At 34.2% G+C, this 18,791-nt stretch carries 16 protein-coding genes, 1 tRNA gene and 1 pseudogene; 3 read left to right on the top strand and 15 right to left on the bottom strand.

The features are described 5' to 3' along the window. Positions 1–2: 2 nt before the first annotated feature. The 5 genes from G9F72_RS09300 to G9F72_RS09280 all read right to left on the bottom strand — a co-directional run bounded on the left by G9F72_RS09300 (position 3) and on the right by G9F72_RS09280 (position 8,313). Entirely contained in the window at positions 3–1,691 is a 1,689-nt protein-coding gene (locus G9F72_RS09300) for a [FeFe] hydrogenase, group A (RefSeq protein ID WP_164956156.1), read from the bottom strand. 4 nt (positions 1,692–1,695) lie between these two features. Then, positions 1,696–3,570 carry an NADH-quinone oxidoreductase subunit NuoF gene (gene nuoF, locus G9F72_RS09295; RefSeq protein WP_164956155.1) on the bottom strand — a complete coding sequence of 625 codons (1,875 nt, stop codon included), beginning with the start codon at positions 3,568–3,570 and terminating at the stop codon, positions 1,696–1,698. A gap of 1 nt (position 3,571) precedes the next feature. Continuing rightward, on the bottom strand, positions 3,572–4,048 hold the full coding sequence (locus G9F72_RS09290) for a complex I 24 kDa subunit family protein (protein WP_164956154.1): 477 nt from the start codon (positions 4,046–4,048) through the stop codon (positions 3,572–3,574). 206 nt (positions 4,049–4,254) lie between these two features. Then, on the bottom strand, positions 4,255–6,492 hold the full coding sequence (locus tag G9F72_RS09285) for an SPFH domain-containing protein (protein WP_164956153.1): 2,238 nt from the start codon (positions 6,490–6,492) through the stop codon (positions 4,255–4,257). Between the two features lie 252 nt (positions 6,493–6,744). Then, positions 6,745–8,313: a glycosyltransferase gene (locus G9F72_RS09280; RefSeq protein ID WP_164956152.1), complete on the bottom strand. Its 1,569-nt coding sequence runs from the start codon at positions 8,311–8,313 to the stop codon at positions 6,745–6,747. Between the two features lie 112 nt (positions 8,314–8,425). Here G9F72_RS09280 and G9F72_RS09275 point away from each other — a divergent pair. Beyond that, positions 8,426–8,581, top strand: a pseudogene (locus tag G9F72_RS09275) (dTDP-glucose 4,6-dehydratase); the annotation flags it as partial. 65 nt (positions 8,582–8,646) lie between these two features. Here G9F72_RS09275 and G9F72_RS09270 read toward each other — a convergent pair. Beyond that, positions 8,647–8,722, bottom strand: a tRNA-Lys gene (locus G9F72_RS09270). Positions 8,723–8,806: 84 nt separating this feature from the next. Next, positions 8,807–9,367: a nitroreductase family protein gene (locus tag G9F72_RS09265; protein WP_164956151.1), complete on the bottom strand. Its 561-nt coding sequence runs from the start codon at positions 9,365–9,367 to the stop codon at positions 8,807–8,809. A 565-nt stretch (positions 9,368–9,932) separates the two neighbouring features. Here G9F72_RS09265 and G9F72_RS09260 point away from each other — a divergent pair. Both G9F72_RS09260 and G9F72_RS09255 read left to right on the top strand, forming a co-directional pair. Next, a complete protein-coding gene (locus tag G9F72_RS09260; RefSeq protein WP_164956150.1) occupies positions 9,933–10,127 on the top strand; it encodes a hypothetical protein in 195 nt (64 codons plus the stop codon). A gap of 121 nt (positions 10,128–10,248) precedes the next feature. Beyond that, a complete protein-coding gene (locus tag G9F72_RS09255; protein ID WP_164956149.1) occupies positions 10,249–11,883 on the top strand; it encodes a HEAT repeat domain-containing protein in 1,635 nt (544 codons plus the stop codon). A gap of 69 nt (positions 11,884–11,952) precedes the next feature. Here the strand turns inward: G9F72_RS09255 and nadE are convergent, their stop codons facing one another. The 8 genes from nadE to G9F72_RS09215 all read right to left on the bottom strand — a co-directional run bounded on the left by nadE (position 11,953) and on the right by G9F72_RS09215 (position 18,442). Further along, the gene (gene nadE, locus G9F72_RS09250) at positions 11,953–12,756 is read right to left on the bottom strand and encodes an NAD(+) synthase (RefSeq protein ID WP_164956148.1); all 804 of its coding nucleotides are present in this window, start codon (positions 12,754–12,756) and stop codon (positions 11,953–11,955) included. A 181-nt stretch (positions 12,757–12,937) separates the two neighbouring features. Further along, on the bottom strand, positions 12,938–13,780 hold the full coding sequence (rnfB, locus tag G9F72_RS09245) for an RnfABCDGE type electron transport complex subunit B (RefSeq protein WP_164956428.1): 843 nt from the start codon (positions 13,778–13,780) through the stop codon (positions 12,938–12,940). Between the two features lie 34 nt (positions 13,781–13,814). After that, positions 13,815–14,396 carry an electron transport complex protein RnfA gene (locus G9F72_RS09240; RefSeq protein ID WP_164956147.1) on the bottom strand — a complete coding sequence of 194 codons (582 nt, stop codon included), beginning with the start codon at positions 14,394–14,396 and terminating at the stop codon, positions 13,815–13,817. Then, positions 14,396–15,019 (bottom strand): electron transport complex subunit RsxE, encoded by a 624-nt coding sequence (gene rsxE, locus G9F72_RS09235; RefSeq protein ID WP_164956146.1) that lies wholly within the window; start codon positions 15,017–15,019, stop codon positions 14,396–14,398. The genes G9F72_RS09240 and rsxE overlap by 1 nt, the downstream gene beginning before the upstream one ends. Position 15,020: 1 nt before the next feature. After that, a complete protein-coding gene (locus G9F72_RS09230) occupies positions 15,021–15,593 on the bottom strand; it encodes an RnfABCDGE type electron transport complex subunit G (protein ID WP_164956145.1) in 573 nt (190 codons plus the stop codon). A gap of 6 nt (positions 15,594–15,599) precedes the next feature. After that, on the bottom strand, positions 15,600–16,592 hold the full coding sequence (locus tag G9F72_RS09225) for an RnfABCDGE type electron transport complex subunit D (protein ID WP_164956144.1): 993 nt from the start codon (positions 16,590–16,592) through the stop codon (positions 15,600–15,602). 13 nt (positions 16,593–16,605) lie between these two features. Further along, on the bottom strand, positions 16,606–17,946 hold the full coding sequence (gene rsxC, locus G9F72_RS09220) for an electron transport complex subunit RsxC (RefSeq protein WP_164956143.1): 1,341 nt from the start codon (positions 17,944–17,946) through the stop codon (positions 16,606–16,608). A gap of 76 nt (positions 17,947–18,022) precedes the next feature. Continuing rightward, the gene (locus G9F72_RS09215; RefSeq protein WP_164956142.1) at positions 18,023–18,442 is read right to left on the bottom strand and encodes a SoxR reducing system RseC family protein; all 420 of its coding nucleotides are present in this window, start codon (positions 18,440–18,442) and stop codon (positions 18,023–18,025) included. Positions 18,443–18,791 lie beyond the last annotated feature (349 nt).

Here is an 18,791-nt window from a genome sequence, read left to right as displayed (position 1 = left end):
AATCACTCCTTTCCTTTATATTCTACATGTAACAACTTGTGAACCTTACCTTTTAGAATTCCCTGGTACAAGGACATCATCACTGGATTTTCCTCTGAACGTTTTATGCTACTCATTCTATCTGCTTCATATAGCCCGGCACCACGTTTTAATTTACCCTCAGTTTTTGCAAATGGTTGTCCTGCACCACTAATACATCCACCCGGACATGCCATAACTTCAACGAAATCATAATGAGCTTCTCCCGCTTCAATTCTTTTTACAAGATCATCTGCATTTTTAAGGCCACTTACTACTGCTATATTTATTACGCGGTTATCCACAGTAATGCTAGTTTCTTTAACTCCCTCCATGCCACGTACTCCATTAAATGCAAGTGCACGTAATGTTGAAGTCGATTTATCATCTAAAACTCTACGTATTACAGCTTCAGTAACACCACCTGTTACTCCAAATATAACTCCAGCTCCACTGCTAACACCAAATGGCATATCAACTGCCTCAGGCTCTACCTCAGAGAATACAATTCCCGATTCTTTTATCATTTGGATAAGCTCTTGCGTAGTTATTACATAATCTACACTAGAAACCCCATCCTCTGTAAATTCATTCCTTTTTGCTTCAGATTTTTTTGCTGTACAAGGCATAATTGCCACAGATACAATTCTCTTATTAGAATGTTTGTAGTGTTCCTTGAGTACTGAGGAAAACATTTGCATAGGCGAACGACAAGTAGATACATTTTTAAGTAAACTTGGGTATGTATTTTCTACATAATTTACCCAAGCTGGGCAGCAAGATGTAAATAGTGGTAATTTCTCATTTTTTTCAAGTCGTGAAAGAAATTCCGTGGTTTCCTCCAAAACTGTAAGATCCGCTCCTGTAGAAGTATCAAATACCTCATCAAAACCCATTTTTCTAAGAGCACTTACTATTTTGCCCATTACATTTTCTCCATCTTTTTGTCCTAGCTCCTGGCTAATTCCAACTCTAACTGCAGGCGCAATCTGAACTACAACCTTTGTATCTTTATCACTAATGTCTTCCCAAAGTCTCGCTGTGTCATTTTTAACAACAATAGCACCCGTAGGACAAACTGCTGCACATTGTCCACAACCAACACAATTGGACTCTGATAGTGGTTCATCAAAAGCTGTACCAACACTCATTTTGGAACCTCTCTTAACAAAATCAATAGCTCCAACATTTTGTACCTCATCACACACCCTAACACAGTCACCACATAAAATGCACTTACTTTTATCCCTCACTATGCATAGAGAGGAATTGTCTATTTCCCTATTTTCAAAAGTATTCTCAAATCTTATTTTCATTATTCCAAAGCGTTGTGCTAAATCCTGAAGCTTACAATGACCATTTTTTTCACAAGTAGTGCAATCTCTACAGTGATTTGAAAGCAAAAGTTCCAGATTCATTTTTCTATATTTTCTAAGTCTAGGAGTATTGGTGTGTATTTCCATACCATCCCTTGGAGGAGTAGAGCAGGCAGCTTCCATATCTCCCCATTTATTTTCTACCATACACATACGGCAAGCGCCATAAACTGAAAGCTCAGAATAATAACAAAAGGTAGGTAAATCTATACCAGCTTTTCTAACTAATTCAAGAATATTTTTTTCTCCATTTATCTCTACAGGTATATTATCTATAATCATAAACTTTCCATTCATTGTCTTAATCCTCCTTTATAGCTTTAAATGGGCAGGTTTCTATACAGGCACCACACTTAATGCACTTATCACTATCAATTTCAAAAGGTTCTTTAATTTTGCCTGAAATTGCGTTAACAGGACAAATTCTCGCACACTTTGAGCATCCTTTGCAAAGTTCTTCCTCAATAAATATTGTTTTAAGGGCTGCGCAGGTTTTGGATGGACATTTCTTTTGAATTATATGAGTTTCATACTCATCACGGAAATTTTTAATGGTACTAACAACTGGTAATGCAGCGGTTTTTCCAAGACCACATAGTGCTGTTGAGGAAATTGTATCTGCAAGCTCTAATAGCAAATCAATATCTGAAAGCACACCTTTACCTAAAACTATTCTTTCAAGAATTTCTAGCATTCTTTTAGTACCCTCGCGGCAAGGAACACATTTCCCACAAGATTCATTTTGTGTGAAATCCATAAAGAATTTTGCAACCTCAACCATGCAGGTATCTTCATCCATAACCACAAGACCGCCAGAGCCTATCATTGCTCCCACTTTTTTTAATGAATCAAAATCTAGTAACAAATCAAGATTCGAGGTTATAAGACACCCACCAGAAGGTCCACCTATTTGGACAGCTTTAAACTCTTTGCCATTCTTGATCCCTCCACCTATGTCAAATATTATTTCTCTTAAGGTTGTACCCATGGGTACCTCAATAAGTCCAGTGTTTTCAATATTACCTGTTAATGCAAAGGCTTTAGTTCCTGGGCTTTTTTCAGTTCCAATAGTTTTATACCAATCTGCCCCTCTAGTAATAATGGAAGGTACATTAGCAAAGGTTTCAACATTATTAAGTACTGTTGGCTTACCGAAAAGTCCTTGCTCAACTGTTCTTGGAGGTTTTACTCTTGGCATCCCTCTTTTTCCTTCAATAGAAGCTGTAAGGGCACTTCCCTCACCACATACGAAGGCACCTGCGCCTCTGTTAATCTTAATATCAAAACTAAAACTTGTTCCAAGAATATTATCACCTAAAATCCCATAACTTCTTGCTTGACTAATAGCATTCTTAAGCCTACTTACAGCCAGAGGATACTCTGCTCTCACATATATATACCCTTCTTGAGCACCACAAGCAATCGCCGCAATAATCATACCCTCAAGTACTCTATGTGGGTCCCCCTCCATTACACTTCTATCCATGAACGCTCCTGGGTCACCCTCGTCACCATTACACACAATATATTTCGTAGGTTCCTTTTGTAGTTTTACTTGAGACCACTTACGACCTGTAGGGAATCCACCGCCTCCACGACCTCTTAAATTTGACTCTTCTATTTGTTTAATGATCTCCACCGAACTCATATCAAATAATGCTTTTTCAACTGCACTATATCCACCTATAGCAAAGTATTCTTCTATGGAAGTGGCATCAATATGCCCACAATGTTCAAGTGCAATTCTAGTTTGTTTTTTATAAAAAGGTATTTCCTCTTGTTTTTTATGTATCTTCCCGTCTTTCCTATATGCAAGTCTCTCAACGCACTCATTATTAAGTATAGTTTTTTCTAATATTTCCGCGCAATCTTCAGGCTTTACTTTTATGTATAAATATCCCCAAGGCTCAATTCTTACAAGAGGACCCATTTCACAAAAACCATGACATCCACTTTTTTTAATCCCGACTGATTGATCATGTGGTTCTTTTTCAAGACTTATTCCACAATTTATCCCCTTTTCCCCCATTAACTTAACAAGTTCATCATATATCTCTAAGGCCCCACCCGCAATACATCCAGTACCAGCACATATAAGAATTTTTTTGTTTTGCATATCAAGGCTAGCCTTATACTCATTTCTAATATTAATTAAATCCTTCCTATTGTGAAGCATCTTATTTCGCCTCCTTAAGTGCGTTTAAAAGTAGTCTTGCTTTTTCTGGAGTCATTGCACCATGTACCTTCTCATTAACCGTAATAACCGGTGCAAGTCCACAGGCGCCGAGGCATGACACCGTTTCCACTGTAAACATTAAATCATCAGTTGTAACCTTAGCTTCAGAAAGTCCGAGTTCTGCTCGAAGCTTATTTAATATAGGAATAGACTTTCTTACATGACAGGCTGTACCATCGCATATTTTTATAACATACCTGCCTTTAGGTTCTAAAGAAAAGTTGTCATAAAAAGTTGCTACACTGTATATTTTGGCTCTGCTCATTCCAAGCTTTTCTGACAAATATGCAAATATTTCTTTAGGTAAATACCTATAGATTTCCTGGGTATCTTGAAGTATTGCAATAATATTACAGGATTTAAATTCATGATCACTTAATATGCTATCCAACTCGCTATAATCAAAGGTTGTATTCATTGTATTTCCCCCTTAAACTTTGTTAAATTATTGTCACATCTATATATTATAATAATCTTTGGAATATTGCAATAATAAAATCAAACTTTATATTTTTTTTGAATAAAAACTTGCATAAATCGGTGCCACCCACGTGGCAAGTGGCAATTTGCATAAAAAGATCCAGCAGAATATTATTCTACTGGATCTTTTTTTTGAATTTCATGTTAGTTATTTTCTGGTTTTATTACCTCTTTAACTATTATATTTTCTATAGATTTTGATACTACTGAATTTTTTTCAGTTGCCATATTTGCAAGCACCATACTCAATATTCCTTCCATTGCATTAGGTGTTTTCCCATCAGTACCGCCCATTATTACGGTTTGTGGTACAAGTGGAGACTTGCTTATCTTTAATGCCTCTGCAAATGCTATCATGACACTTTGTTGTACTTGTAACTCTGGGCCACCATATGCATCAACTAAAGCTCTTGCTGCTGCTCCCTTTGCAATACCTACCTTTGTTTCTTGCTCAGCTGTAGCATCTGCGACTGCTTTAATATTTAGTGCTGTCGCGTTACCAACTTTTTCAAGTTTGAATGCTTCTGCACTTGCTTGCAATTCTACTTGCTTCGCATTAGCAGTAGCTGTTAATTCTATAGTTTTCGCTTGTGCTGCCGCTTGTGCTTCCCTTGTGTATCTTTCAGCATCTGCTTCTTGAGTTCTCTTATACTTATCCGCTTCAGCAAGTTTCTGAGTTTTAAATGCTAACTGTTCTGCAAGTCTTAATTCTGATTTACCTTTATTATCAGCTACCTCTATATCAATACTTGATTGAGTAAGTGCTGATTGTGCCATTGCTTTTGCTTGGGCTTCATTTAATTCTCTTTGCTTTTCAGCAGATTTTTGTTTAGCTTCATTAGTCTTAATCTCTTCCATAGCCACTTGTCTATCTCTAAGCTGTGCAAGAATTTTTTCAATTCTTGTATCGCTAGCAGAGGCTGCTGGTGTTCCAATTAATACTTCTTGCAACTCTAAATCATATAGTTTGAATTTTTCTTTCATTTCATCTGCTGCCTGTTGTTGAATTTGACTTCTGTCTTGAACGAGTTCTATAAGAGTTTTCGTTTGCCCAATATTTTTAAAGTAACCAGCTACCATTGGGTCAAGAGATTGTTCAATAAGCATTTTAATATCCCCGAACCTTTGTACAACTGATGACGCTTTTCTATAATCAATGTTAAATACTACTGTAAGTGGTAAATTAGGCTCAAAAGCATCTTTAGTGATTAAACTAATTTCTTTTAAATTATCATCTAGCTTGTGTACTCCAGATTGGCCACTAATCCACTTTAAAATTACATTAGTAGTAGGAACTGGAACAACTTTACCAGCATAGGTATTAAATGCATACTTTCCTGGCATCATGGAATCTCTCCAAATACCCTTTTTACCTTGTTCTACAAGTTCTCCATGAGAGTATCCTGTACCTGAAACATCCTCGCCTTTATCACCAAAATAACTTACCACAACTCCTACATATCCAATGTCTATAATGCTTTTAGGTACTATATCCACACTTGCAAACATTCTATTGATGAAGTAAACTCCATCCGTAAGAACTTGCATCTGCTTACCTTTTCTACCATCTGCAGCTAAAAACTTTTCTGGCTCTTGGAAGTTATTGTGATAGGACTCATTATTTATACCTTCACCAACAATAGGTGCTATAATTGCTCCATTGTCAGGTGTAGGACCTTCATTGATAGTTACAATACCTATAGTATCGTGACTATCGTACTTATTACCAATTTTACTATTTACCACGGGTATTTCACTACCATCGTTCTGAGGGATGTATTGTTCAATGGCTTTTGCATTTGAAATAAGTACAGGATTAAATCCAGCTACTCTGGCTAAGTCGCTTCGCATTGTTTCTATTTGCGCTGTCTCATCCTTTGATGTAAATATTGAATGTACCTTGTCTTTCGTAATTATAATAAATTGTGCTAAGTTAAATGCATAAGTACCCTCACGAAGAATCTGTCTTTGTGGTCCCTTTTGCCCAGCATTATTTAAAAATGCTACAACATCTTGAAATGATTTACTTTCAGGGATAACCTTACCTAATGTTTGACCATCTCCTAAACTTTCTCCTGACCTTGAAAATACATAAGCTATTTGACCTTGTGGTATAGTTACCAGTCTTACCTTTTTAACCTTATACTTAAAAGGCGTTTTGAAGTGAACACCAGCCCTTAGTACTTCTGGTTGATAACCTGCTTCTCCTTTAAGTGCAATAAGCCCATCTGAAGGCACTGAACCACTCATACTCCACCACTTCTCCACAATACCTACTTCATCTGTTCCTATGCTTGTAAACCCTATACCATATGCAAATAAAAATATTCCTACTAGCACAATGCCTGGTATAATTAAAAATGTGTAAGAACTTAGACTCATAATTTTTCCCTCCCCTTTTACAATTTATGTTTTGTTTTATAAATACTGTCACAAGTTAATTATATCACAAATATTCAACTACTAGAACTTATAATCATGTTTATTTTTTTTACATTAGTCTATAAAAAAAAACATCATTTATAAATAAAGAATTGCTTATGTTGAGTAAAAGAGGGTTGCCTTAAATGATTTTAAAAATTCATTTTAAAGCAACCACTTTTGTGCCAGTACTGGATATAAAAAAAATGTGACTTATTCAAGTCTAATGGGTCTGTAAATTAGATATTCCAAATACTTATTACCCAATTTTAATTCACAGAATTTACGAATATTAGAAAATTGTTCGTTATAGGTATAATTTAAAAATTTATTGTAAGCATCGATTAATACTATAGTTTTTTTGTTCTTATCATTATCGTTCATTCCGTTCAAAATACCCTGTTCATGCCTTCTATATACGGTCATTGCTTTGTTGACGTGTCCTATTTCTCCAAACAATGAAAATTCAATATTTAGCATCCAATCTCCAACAAACATTTCAAAAAATCCATTAGGAATTTGATCAAAATATTTGCTATAATAAAAACAGCAGGAGATATTGCCAATAAAATTTATACTTGTTATATCTGGTGTAGTTAAAATGTCACCTTTAATTTGTTGCTGTATATTATAAAAGTTATATTCATTTTCAATTTCATCATAAAATAAAATGTCATCGAATGAAATAGAGCACTGCGGATGGCTTTCCATAAATTCTATATGAATTTGTAATTTGTTCTCATCAGCCCAGTAATCATCACCATCCATTAACGCAGTATATCTGCTTTTGCTACAAGCTTTTAATAATCGCTTTATATTTTTTACCATGCCTAAATTTACTTTACCTTTCAAAAATTCAAAAGTTACGTTTTTGCCAACTTCTACATTATTAATATAGGCTTCCACAATCCCTGCGGTTCCGTCGGTGGATTTATCTTCACAAATAATAATATTTAAATTGAAATCACCTTTTTGTTTTATTATTGAATTAAGGCAATCAACTATATATTTTTCGTGGTTATATGCTAATACACCTACATTTACGGTAATTTTTTCTTCTTCTGTTTTATTATCTATCTCAAGCAACCTATAATATATATTTTCCAATTTTTTTGATAAATCAACTGCACCGTTTAAATTTTTCTGATTTTTCTGTTTTTTCATCAATATACCGAAATTATTTGTTTCAAGTAATATTATATAATCATTTTTATATTGATCATAGCAGCGTTTTACGGAATCCCAGTTTATGCAGTCAAATACAATAATTCCACCCTCTCTCATTAATGGTGCATAATTATTAATATCATCCTGCACACTTTCGAAATCATATTTACCATCAATATGAAGCATATCTATATCTTTTAAATATAGAGCGGCTTCTGTGGAGGTTTTTCTTACAATTTCAACAACTTTAGAAAGTTTAAATACTTCTGTATTCATTAAGACCTTATTATACATGTTTTCAAAATCTATGCCTTCTAAAAACCTGTTTACCCTTTTTTTTAATATTTCCTCGAAATCATATTCTTCATCTTCAACAAGGAGATAAGGGTCTATTCCATATGCTTTTCCGTTATTGTCTTTAACCGCCTGAGCAACAGAAAATAGACTTCTACCATTATCCACACCAATCTCTACGTAATTTTTCAGCTTAAAGTAAGATGCTAAATATGCCATAATAAAACATTTGGATAGTGGGTCACACCCTCCAATATCATTGATAACAGAACGGCTTTGAATATCTTTAACTCTGTTAAATAGACTATATTCCCATTTCAATTTCTTTCACTCCTATTTTGTAATATTTTCTTATTTCTACTTGTTTACATTTACTGTCGTATTATAATATGCTGATTTAATTAAAAGCTCTACTAGCTTGGTTTAATATATAAGAAAAGGTCATTACAAAAGATACGCAATAGATCCAACTAAGATAAAAGATGAATTAGATTGGTATCCAGAAACCCCTTTTGAAATAGGAATTAAGAATACAATAAAATGGAATATTGATAATAAAGAGTGGATGAATAACATTACGTCCGGTTAGTATTTTAAATAAAGAGTAAAAAAATAACAGATACCTCAAATTATTGAGGTATCTGTTATTTATGTTGGTGCGACACCAGGGAATCGAACCCTGGACACCCTGATTAAGAGTCAGGTGCTCTACCAACTGAGCTAGTGACGCACATTACGGAATAAATTTAGTATACTCTACTTTTCCGCATTTGTAAATACCTATAGCAATTAGGAATAGATAACCACTCATTTATTATTTTACATAATTCACTGTGTTCTCTTTCCTTTTTGGTGCATTAGTTACTTCAATTTTTTTATATCCAAGACAAAATGCATGTATTTGTCTAAACCCTTCTGGTATTTCAAGCTCCCTCATCCATTCTGCTCCTTGCTGACTATTTAATAGGTAGGCTATAAGGCCTATCCAACAAGATCCAATTTCTAGTGATTCTGCTGCTACAAGCATGTTTTCTGCTGCTACTGCGCAATCAACTGATGCATACTCATTATTTTTGTCTCCTGATACTAATACTACTGTTGGTGCATTATAGAACACATGAAATTTTTCATTATCAGTAAATCTCCTAATATATTCATTATCAGATTTACCTGCAATCTCCTTAAACGCATCATTTAATCTGTCTAGAATATCTTTTCTTTGTACTACTGTAAAATGCCATGGTTGCTTATTTGTAGCACTTGGTGCATAAATACCTGCATCTATTATATCCTGCACATCTGTATCATTGAGTTGTTCTGGTAAAAAGGCCCTAGTGCTTCTTCTATTTCTTATATTTTTTAAAGTTTCATTCATGTTAAAATCCTCCGTCTTCTTATTCTTCAATATTTATTATTATACTACTATATTGTTTCAATGTAAGTACGCACTTTTAAAACGTATAGTCACCAATACGACACCATGGTTGTATCATTTTTCTTATCAACAAATATTGTAGCTTATTTAAGCAGCTAGGTCAAATACTTGAATTATTTAATAGTTAGTGAGGGTATTGTTTTACTAAAAAAAGTAAAATATATGATATAATATTAAGTAGCTATATATGGAAAATTTTATAAAATATTCTAAATAAGTTAAATATCAAATAAATATTATATACAAGAAGGGGCTGCTATAATGAAAAAATTTATATCTACACTTATAATTATATTATTGTTCACCTTGAGTTTTTCCATTTAGCCTTTGCAGAAGAAACTAAGGCTATACCAAAAATTAGTTTAGTTACTATAGAACATATAGCTGAAAGTGAAATTATAAATATAGACTCATCTGCACAAGGGGAAATTCAATTTCAAATATTCTATACTAAGAAAGATGACGTGGAAAACCAGTCGGTGTAGAAATATATAATAAAATAGGTATGGCTTATGGTCAGCTTACAGATAATACATACATTATAGATAAAAATAGTGGTAGAGGGTTTATGCTAACAGCAACTATATACGTAAACAGCAATGGTATACTAAATGATGATGTTTATGATTATTATTCAATAGGCATGCCCTTTCTTAAAAATTTAGGACTAATGTTTTTAGATTATAATAAAAACAGATAAAACACTAATATCCCCCCATTATCACAAAATATAAGGTATAATTAAGTTATTAAATTAAAACATAAGAGGCAAAACAATTAATAATTGTTTTGTGCCCCAGTGAACTACAGGAGGGAAACAAATGATAGAAATAAATGATACAGTGTCCGCTCTCTTAGAGAGTCTAAAAACCGCAGATGATAAACAGAGGTCTGCAATAGTAAATAAGCTTTCCCTAGATTATAATAATGCAATTCCAATGTTATGGTCAAAGATAATAACAGAGGAGAATCCAAGAGCAATTCTTTCTGTTATGAGGGATATTCTAAAAAAGGAAAAACCAAAAGGAATGTTCAAAAGAACTATTGGTAATTCCAAAGAAAAACTTAGCGCTCTTCTTAAGCATTCAGATCCAAAAGTGAGAAAGAATGTTTGTGGTGTTATTGGAGAACTGGGAGATCCTGAATATTTAGAATCACTATATAATGCCTATAACTCCGAAGATAAACTATTTGTAAGATATTCTTATGTGCTTGCCATAGGAAACTGCGGCAGCGCTATCGATGCAGAAAAGTTAAGGAAAATGTTTGAAGATGTAGTAATGAATGAAAAAGCTTGCAAAGAAGATGACTCATTAATAACTACTAATAAGCATATTAATGAGGAAAAACTTGCACTTACAAGGGCCATAGATAAATTATCCCCTCCTGTACGCCATGAGTTTAAAGGATTTAATGAATTTGAAAATGCTGTACCAATGCTTCTAACAGTTATGAATTATCAGTATCAGCAAACTTTAAAGGAACTTGAAGTAAAATCAATAGACGGTAGACTTGTAGATGATGGTATTCTTATTTACGAGAATGATATTGATAAGATTTACACCTGCAGAACCTTTTATGAACTTTTATTTCCACTAGATGAGTGTGAAGACCTGCAGTTTGATTATAAAACAATAGCAGCTGCAATAATGGATGCAAATATTGTTGATTTTTTAAATCAGTGTCATGAAGGTGATTCTAATTCTCCTTTTTGGTACAGAGTTGAATTTAAAACTATGGATGCAAGCAGAGAAAGGTCAGAGTTTGTAAAAAATTTAGCTAGAGAGTTAGATGAAATTTCTTCTGGAAATTTAAAAAATAGTCCTTCCTCTTATGAAGTTGAACTTCGAATAGTTGAAAGAAATAATCTCTGCAGTGTATTTATAAAGCTATATTCCTTTAAAGATAATAGGTTTGATTATAGAAAAAATGAAATAGCTACCTCCATAAATCCCGTAACTGCAGCTATTGTAATGAAAGCTATAGAAAAATGGATAAAACCTAATGCATCGGTTATAGATCCCTTTTGTGGAACTGGAACAATGCTGATTGAAAGAGCTAAATTAGAGAAAGTTCAATCACTAACTGGAGTTGATATTTATAGAACAGCTATATCCGCTGCGGAAGTAAATTCTAAATTAGCTAATGTGAATATAGAATTAATAGATGAAGATATACTAGAATTCTCTACTAACTACCTTTTTGATGAGCTTATAACAAATATGCCTTTTGACAATAAGTCCACCACCCATAACAAATATGCTGAACTTTATAGTTCATTTGTAAATAAGATTCCTAGTCTTGTAAGACCAGGTGGCATGGCCTTTGTTTATACAATAGAAAAACAATTATTTAGGGAAGTTCTAATTGAAAACCTTCAGCTTGAGCTTCTTCAAGAGATAAAAATTGAAAGTGGTAGACTTACACCTCATATTTTTGTATTAAAAGTAAAATAAATAACAAATTAAAATTCAAAAAAAGAAATAGGACACCTAGCTATTAGGTGCCCTATTTCTTTTACAAATTTATGCAAACCACCAAGAATCCTTTGGAGTCACTGGTGAATGTCTTTTATGTTCAGAGGTTGTATACAAACTAACGATTTCATTCTCGAATTCTTCTGAAATGTCATCTCCTCTTAAATACATGCAAACCTGATGATTTATCTCTGTTACTTCCTTCTGATTGGCTTCATTATCCCACGTACCAGTGGTAGACATTTTATCAATTATGGATTGAGGCGCACCAAATATTTTGGCCATTTCGTAAATTATGCCTTTTGACAATCCGGCAATTGGTTGTATATCTGACGCATCATCACCATATTTGGTTACCATTCCTAGAGTTAGCTCGGACACATTTGTTGCTCCAGCTACTAAAACATCATAAACTTCAGCTACTCTATAAACTACAGTCATCCTTATTCTAGCTTTTGTATTTCCTATATCTACTTTTGAAGGGGGTAGGTCACGAAGGAGCTCAATGGATTCAATTACAGGCCCCATTATGTCATAGGTTTTAAATACATCTGGTTTTATAATATCTTTTGCAAGTTGTACATCAGCCATGTCTGGTTTGATCCCAAAAGGAAGAGATAGATTAATTAAAAATAGCCCTGCTTTTTTTATAAGCATACTTGTAACAAAGGTATCCACTCCCCCTGAAAGATGGCAAACATACCCCTTTTTCCCAGTGTGCTTTGCATAGTTTTTTAAGAAAGTACAAGCTTCCTCAATCATTCTAATAGCATAATTCTTATCTGACTCATTTTCAAGAGGACAGGGTATACCAATTTCATTCATTATTTGCTGTTGTTTAATTTTGTTCATATCGTGCCTCCTTAAACTTGTTTGTAATTATATTGTAACATATATTATACTATTTCTCCCATAAAATTAACACAGTTTTCTGACTAAATTTAAAAAGTATGCTTTCCTCTCATTAATAAAATAGAGAAAAGTTCCAAAATCAATATTTAATTTTGAAACTTTTTTCTTTTGCAACATTATTCTATTTTAAAGATGAAGGCCTTATCTGTGATATTGACTCTATAGAATTTTTAATTGCGCCCGTAGGGCATTTATATAAGCAAGTAGATTCACTACACTCTGAAATACAAATCGCGCTATCTACTATAGCTAGATTATTCTCAATTTTTATTGCACCATGCTTACAATTTTTAACACAAATTCCACACCCAATACAGCCAATAGTGCACAGTTTACGCACTATAACACCTTTGTCTTTTGAATTACAATTCACAGCTATAGGCACTCCAATGGGAACTAATTCAATAACTTTTTTCGGACAAACTATTTCACATTTTCCACAACCTGTGCATTTTTTGTGATCAATAATTGGTAGTCCCTCTTCACTCATTGTCATTGCATCAAATGGGCAATTTCTAACACAAGTTCCAAAACCAAGGCAACCATATTGGCATCCCTTGGGTCCGCCTTGTAGTAGCGTTGCAGCAACACATTCTTCTACACCTTTGTATTCATAAGCGTTAACAGCTTTCCCATGAGTTCCAGCACATTTTACAAAAGCCACTCTTGGTTCCATTTCCACTGCTGCTTTGCCAGTTAGTTCTCCTACCATTTTTGCAACTGCCGCTTTACCTGGGATGCAAAGATTTGGTTCTACTTCTGGATTTAAAACAACAGCTTCTGCATAGGCCATACAACCAGCATATCCACAGGCTCCACACTGACCTTTTGGTAATATATCTTCAACAATATGAATCAAGGGATTTACTTCAATGGCGAATTTTTTATTGGCAACCGCCAAAATTAAACCAAACACTAGTCCAACTGATGTCATTACAACTAAAACTGCAATTGCAATACTCATATTACTCATATTAATTCCTCAGCTCCTTTCCTCTCTATACTGGTATCATTCCAGAGAACCCTAAAAACGCTAAAGCGAGCATTCCAGCTAAAATAAACGCAATGCCGAGACCCTCCAGTGATTTAGGTACATCTGCTAATCTTAATTTTTCTCTTAAACTTGCCATGAGGATGATTGCCAAAGCAAACCCTAGTCCAGAACCAATGGCAGAAACCGCACTTTTCATAAATGAAAAATTAGACTCAGCATTTAAAAGTGGCACGCCAAGTACAACACAATTTGTAGCAATTAGTAATAAATAAATACCCCACATATTATATAGTGTAGGCGCATATTTTTTAATAATCATTTCTAAAAGCTGCACAAAACTAGCAATCAAAAGTACAAATACCGCTGTTGTTAAAAATGTTAAATGAAATGGAGCCAATATAAAATGGAACACCATCCATGCTAACATAGAACTAAGGGTCATAACAGAAGTTACAGCCATTCCCATACCAATAGAAGCATTTAAACTGTTAGACACTCCGAAGAAGATACAAAGTCCTAGAAACCTTGTTAAAACGAAATTATTTACAACTACCGCAGAGATAAACAGCGTTAGATATTCGCCCATTATACTTCACCTCTCTCAAGTTTAACTTTTTCCATATGCTGCGTCAGCATCTTAAAACCAGCTACCATATAACCAATAAGTATAAATGCTCCCGGCGGTAAAACCATGATAAGTGCAGGATTATACCAAGAACCAAGCACTTGTATTCCAAATATTGCTCCTGTACCTAAGAGTTCACGAATTATTCCAATAGATAAGAGTGCAAGTGCAAAACCACATCCCATTCCTAGTCCATCGAAAAAGGATGGAATCACTGAATTTTTCGAAGCAAAAACTTCTGCTCTAGCTAAAATAATTGCAAAAACAACAATCAAAGCTAAATATATACCTAAAGCCTTATAAAGCACTGGCGCATATGCCTGCAATACCAACTGTACTACAGTAACAATGGTTGCTACAGATGTAATATACACCGGTACACGAACCTTAGGATTTACTACTTTTCTAGAAATAGATACAATAGTATTATTTGCAGTAATAACAAACATTACTGACAGGCCCATAGTTAGAGAATTTATTCCATTACTGGTTACCGCTAAAGCAGGGCAAAGACTAAGTGCAAGAACAAAAATTGGATTTTCTGCAATAATCCCTTTTTTAAATATATTCCATAACTCTCTCATATTATTTTCCCCCTACAAACTGTGTAACTTGCTGCACAGCTTCTTTGATACCTTTGGTTACCGCTTTTGAAGAAATAGTAGCTCCAGTCATAGCTTGAATATTATTTTCTTTTGATTTATCTTTTACCACTTCTAAATCTCCAGTTGTTTTGCCTTTAAATTGGCTTTTAAAAGGATCTTTACTTGCATTATCTCCGAGTCCGGGTGTTTCTTTACTGTCTAATATATTAAAGTCTATAATTTTACCTTCTGGTGTAACCGATACAAGCATTTTTATTGCTCCCCCATATCCTTTACTTTCTGCTGGTACAACATATGCAATTATTTTTCCATTTTTTTCTGCAGTAAACCATTCTTTTTTATTTTTTACTGGTATAAATTTTTGTGCATCTGTCACCAATGACTTCATTGCCTCAGTCTTCATCTCAGCCGCTTTTTTTGCTGCAACTGGTGCTGTTATAAAGTAGGTTCCAGCAATAATTGCACCTGATATGAAACAAGCAACTGTTAAATTCATAGCAATTTGAAAAACACTATATTCTTTTTCATGCTTAACATTATTCTCATCTGACATTTTTCACTACCTCCTTGCCCCAAATTTAACCGGCTTTGCCAAGCGATCAATAAGAGGTGTAACTGCATTCATTAACAAAATTGAGTAACAAACCCCTTCAGGGTAACCACCCTTAAGCCTAATTAGGACCGTAAGTGCTCCAACACCCATAGCAAAAATTATCTGCCCTTTTTTTGTAATGGGAATGGTAACCATATCTGTAGCCATGAAAAAAGCTCCTATAATAAGTCCTCCAGCCATCATATGAAAAAGTGGATCTCCGCTAAATAAACCTGCTGGACCAAATACCCACGTTAAAATACCTACTGTTCCAATCATAAATACCGGCACTACCCAATTTGCATACCCTTTATAAATTAAATATATACCTCCAAGAAGTAATAAAATTGTAGAGGTTTCACCAATACTTCCACTGCGAGTACCAATGAACATCGCTTTATACATATGAGGTGCGCTTCCAAAAGTATCAATGAGTTTTCCATACCCTTGTTGTTTTAAAATATTTAAAGGAGTTGCAGTAGTTACTACATCTACACTTGTAGAAAGCTTTGTCCAAGTTGTCATTGCCACAGGCCAAGACACCATAAGAGCAGCTCTACCAATATGAGCCGGGTTAAAAATATTATACCCAAGACCGCCCATAGAATGTTTTGCTATTACAATAGCAATAAATGAACCAACTATTGCCATATAAGCTGGAATTGTTGGTGGCAAACACATTGCAAGCAATAGTCCTGTTAAAAATGCACTTCCATCAGAAATAGTTATTGGTTTTTTTCTAATCTTTTGTACTATAAACTCAAACCCTACCGCTGACAAACTTCCTACAAGTAGTATAATCAGTGCAGGAATTCCAAAATTATAAATAGCAAAAAGCGCAGCTGGCGCTAAAGCCAAATTTACAGTCCACATTATTTTAGAAATAGATTCCTCCCCACGTATATGTGGAGATGTTGAAACTGTAAAGAGATTATCTTGTAATTTTATTTCACTATTCATTTAACTTGCACCCCTATTTTTTTGCTGCATATGCTGCATTTATTTTTGCAGTCTGCGCTGCATTTTGCATCTTACAATATCTAATGTATTGTACGATATTACGCTTAGCAGGGCATACATAAACACAGCTCCCACATTCCGCACAGTCTAATAGATTTTGTTCTTCCTTTGCTTCTACAAAAAGGTTTTTCTGCCCCAAAATACTTAGCATACTTGGGTTAAGACCACATGGACAAACAGTTACACATTTTCCACAACGGATGCAAGGAGACTCCGTGCCGTTATTCAGATCTTTTTTAGTTAAACCTAAAATACCAGAAACTCCTTTAATAATCGAAACCTTTAAGTTTGATTGAGCAAATCCCATCATAGGCCCACCCATAATAATTTTAGCTGGTGTTTCTATAAATCCACCACAATTTTCAATAGCCTCTTCAAAGGTTGTCCCAATTCTAAGTAAAAGATTTTTAGGCTCCTTTACTGCTCCTCCACTTATAGTTGTAACTCTTTCTATTAGCGGAATTCCTTTTACCACTGCATCATAAATTGCAATAACTGTACCTACATTTTGAACCACAACCCCTACATCCATCGGTAAACTACCAGAGGGAACCTCGCGATTTGCCAGTACTTTAATGAGCATTTTTTCCGAACCCTGTGGATATTTAGTTGGGATTTCCACAACTTGTACTGTAGTTCCTTCAAAGGCTCTTTTCATTGCAATTACTGCATCTGGTTTATTGTCCTCAATTCCCACATAGGCTTTTTGAACACCAAGAAGCTTCATCACTATTTTTACCCCAGTTTGAATTTGCTGTGAATACTCTAGCATCATTCTGTGGTCTGCTGTTAAAAAAGGCTCACACTCCGCTGCATTCAAAATAAAAGTATCAATTTTCTTTTCCTTTGGTGGAGATAATTTTACGTGAGATGGAAAAGTGGCACCCCCCATTCCAACAATACCCGCCTCTTTAATAATATCTCTTATTTCATCGTCATTTAACTTCTCCCAATCCCTTTCACAGGGAATTCCTTCTATCCAATCGTCTTTGCCATCATTTTCAATTACAATAGAAAGACATTTTCCAAATACCGCATGAGGGTATTCTGCCACGTCTTTAACCATGCCAGATATTGATGCATGGATAGGACTAGAAACAAAAGCATTACTATTTGCTATAACTTGCCCCTTTTTTACAAAATCACCCTTGGCTACAATAGGTGAACAAGGCGCACCAATATGCTGCCTTACAGGAATAACAACCCTACTTGGTAGTAGAGCTATTTCTATAGGCTTATCTGCAGTAAAACTTTTATAATCATTTGGATGTATTCCTCCACGAAAACTTTTCATAAATTTTTCACACCTCTTTTAAAATATTTAAAGTATATTCATTAATGTATACATACTATAGCTCAAAAAAAATAATTTAAGATAAGCTTCGAGTAATAGTCGGTTGCATTTTCTTATTATTATGAGCAAATTTATCAAAAATTTTTATATTCAATATTGACAATATAAATGTTAGTATTCCACCTGCAATTTGAAAACCTCTCACGGAATAACCAAATTTCACTGCTATTTCCTGACCAGCAACAACACCTATTAAAATAGCAACAAGGGGTGCTATGTATACAACAAAAGCTGCCATTAGCATATTTGTTTCTTTCATTTCAAAAGCAACCCTTTGGCCTGCTTTAGCCCCAATTATATTTTGTGCTTCAATGACTAGTGCACTATCACCTGGGCACGCGCCACAATTTTTGCATTCTCCATGCCTACCCACCTTAACTTTAGCCATATTATCCTTAAATATCTCAATTATAATTCCTTCTTCTTCTTTTACCACCGATGCATTACCCCCCATTACTACAATATTAATTTTGTTTATAAATCTCCCATACAATTCACATTGTACTTACTGGCGAGTTATATATCAACCTGCACTTGTTTAACTTGAACTTCCATTACTTAAGATAGTTTCAAATGAGATTAAAGTCAAGAATAAATATATTTTTAACATGTAGCTCCATAATGACATGAATATATTAAATAAAAAAATACTCTTTTAAAAATGCATACAGCATATTTTGTCTAAATTTGATATTCAGGTTTTATTCATTGCTTACTAATGTTTTCAACAGTACTTGAAAATATTAATCTATTGTTGCTTCCATGTATTAAAGTCCTCTGTAACA

The organism is Clostridium estertheticum, from assembly GCF_011065935.2.
Taxonomy (GTDB): domain Bacteria; phylum Bacillota; class Clostridia; order Clostridiales; family Clostridiaceae; genus Clostridium_AD; species Clostridium_AD estertheticum_A.
Note: the sequence above shows the minus strand (reverse complement) of the source record. Positions and strands in the feature narration are given on the sequence as shown.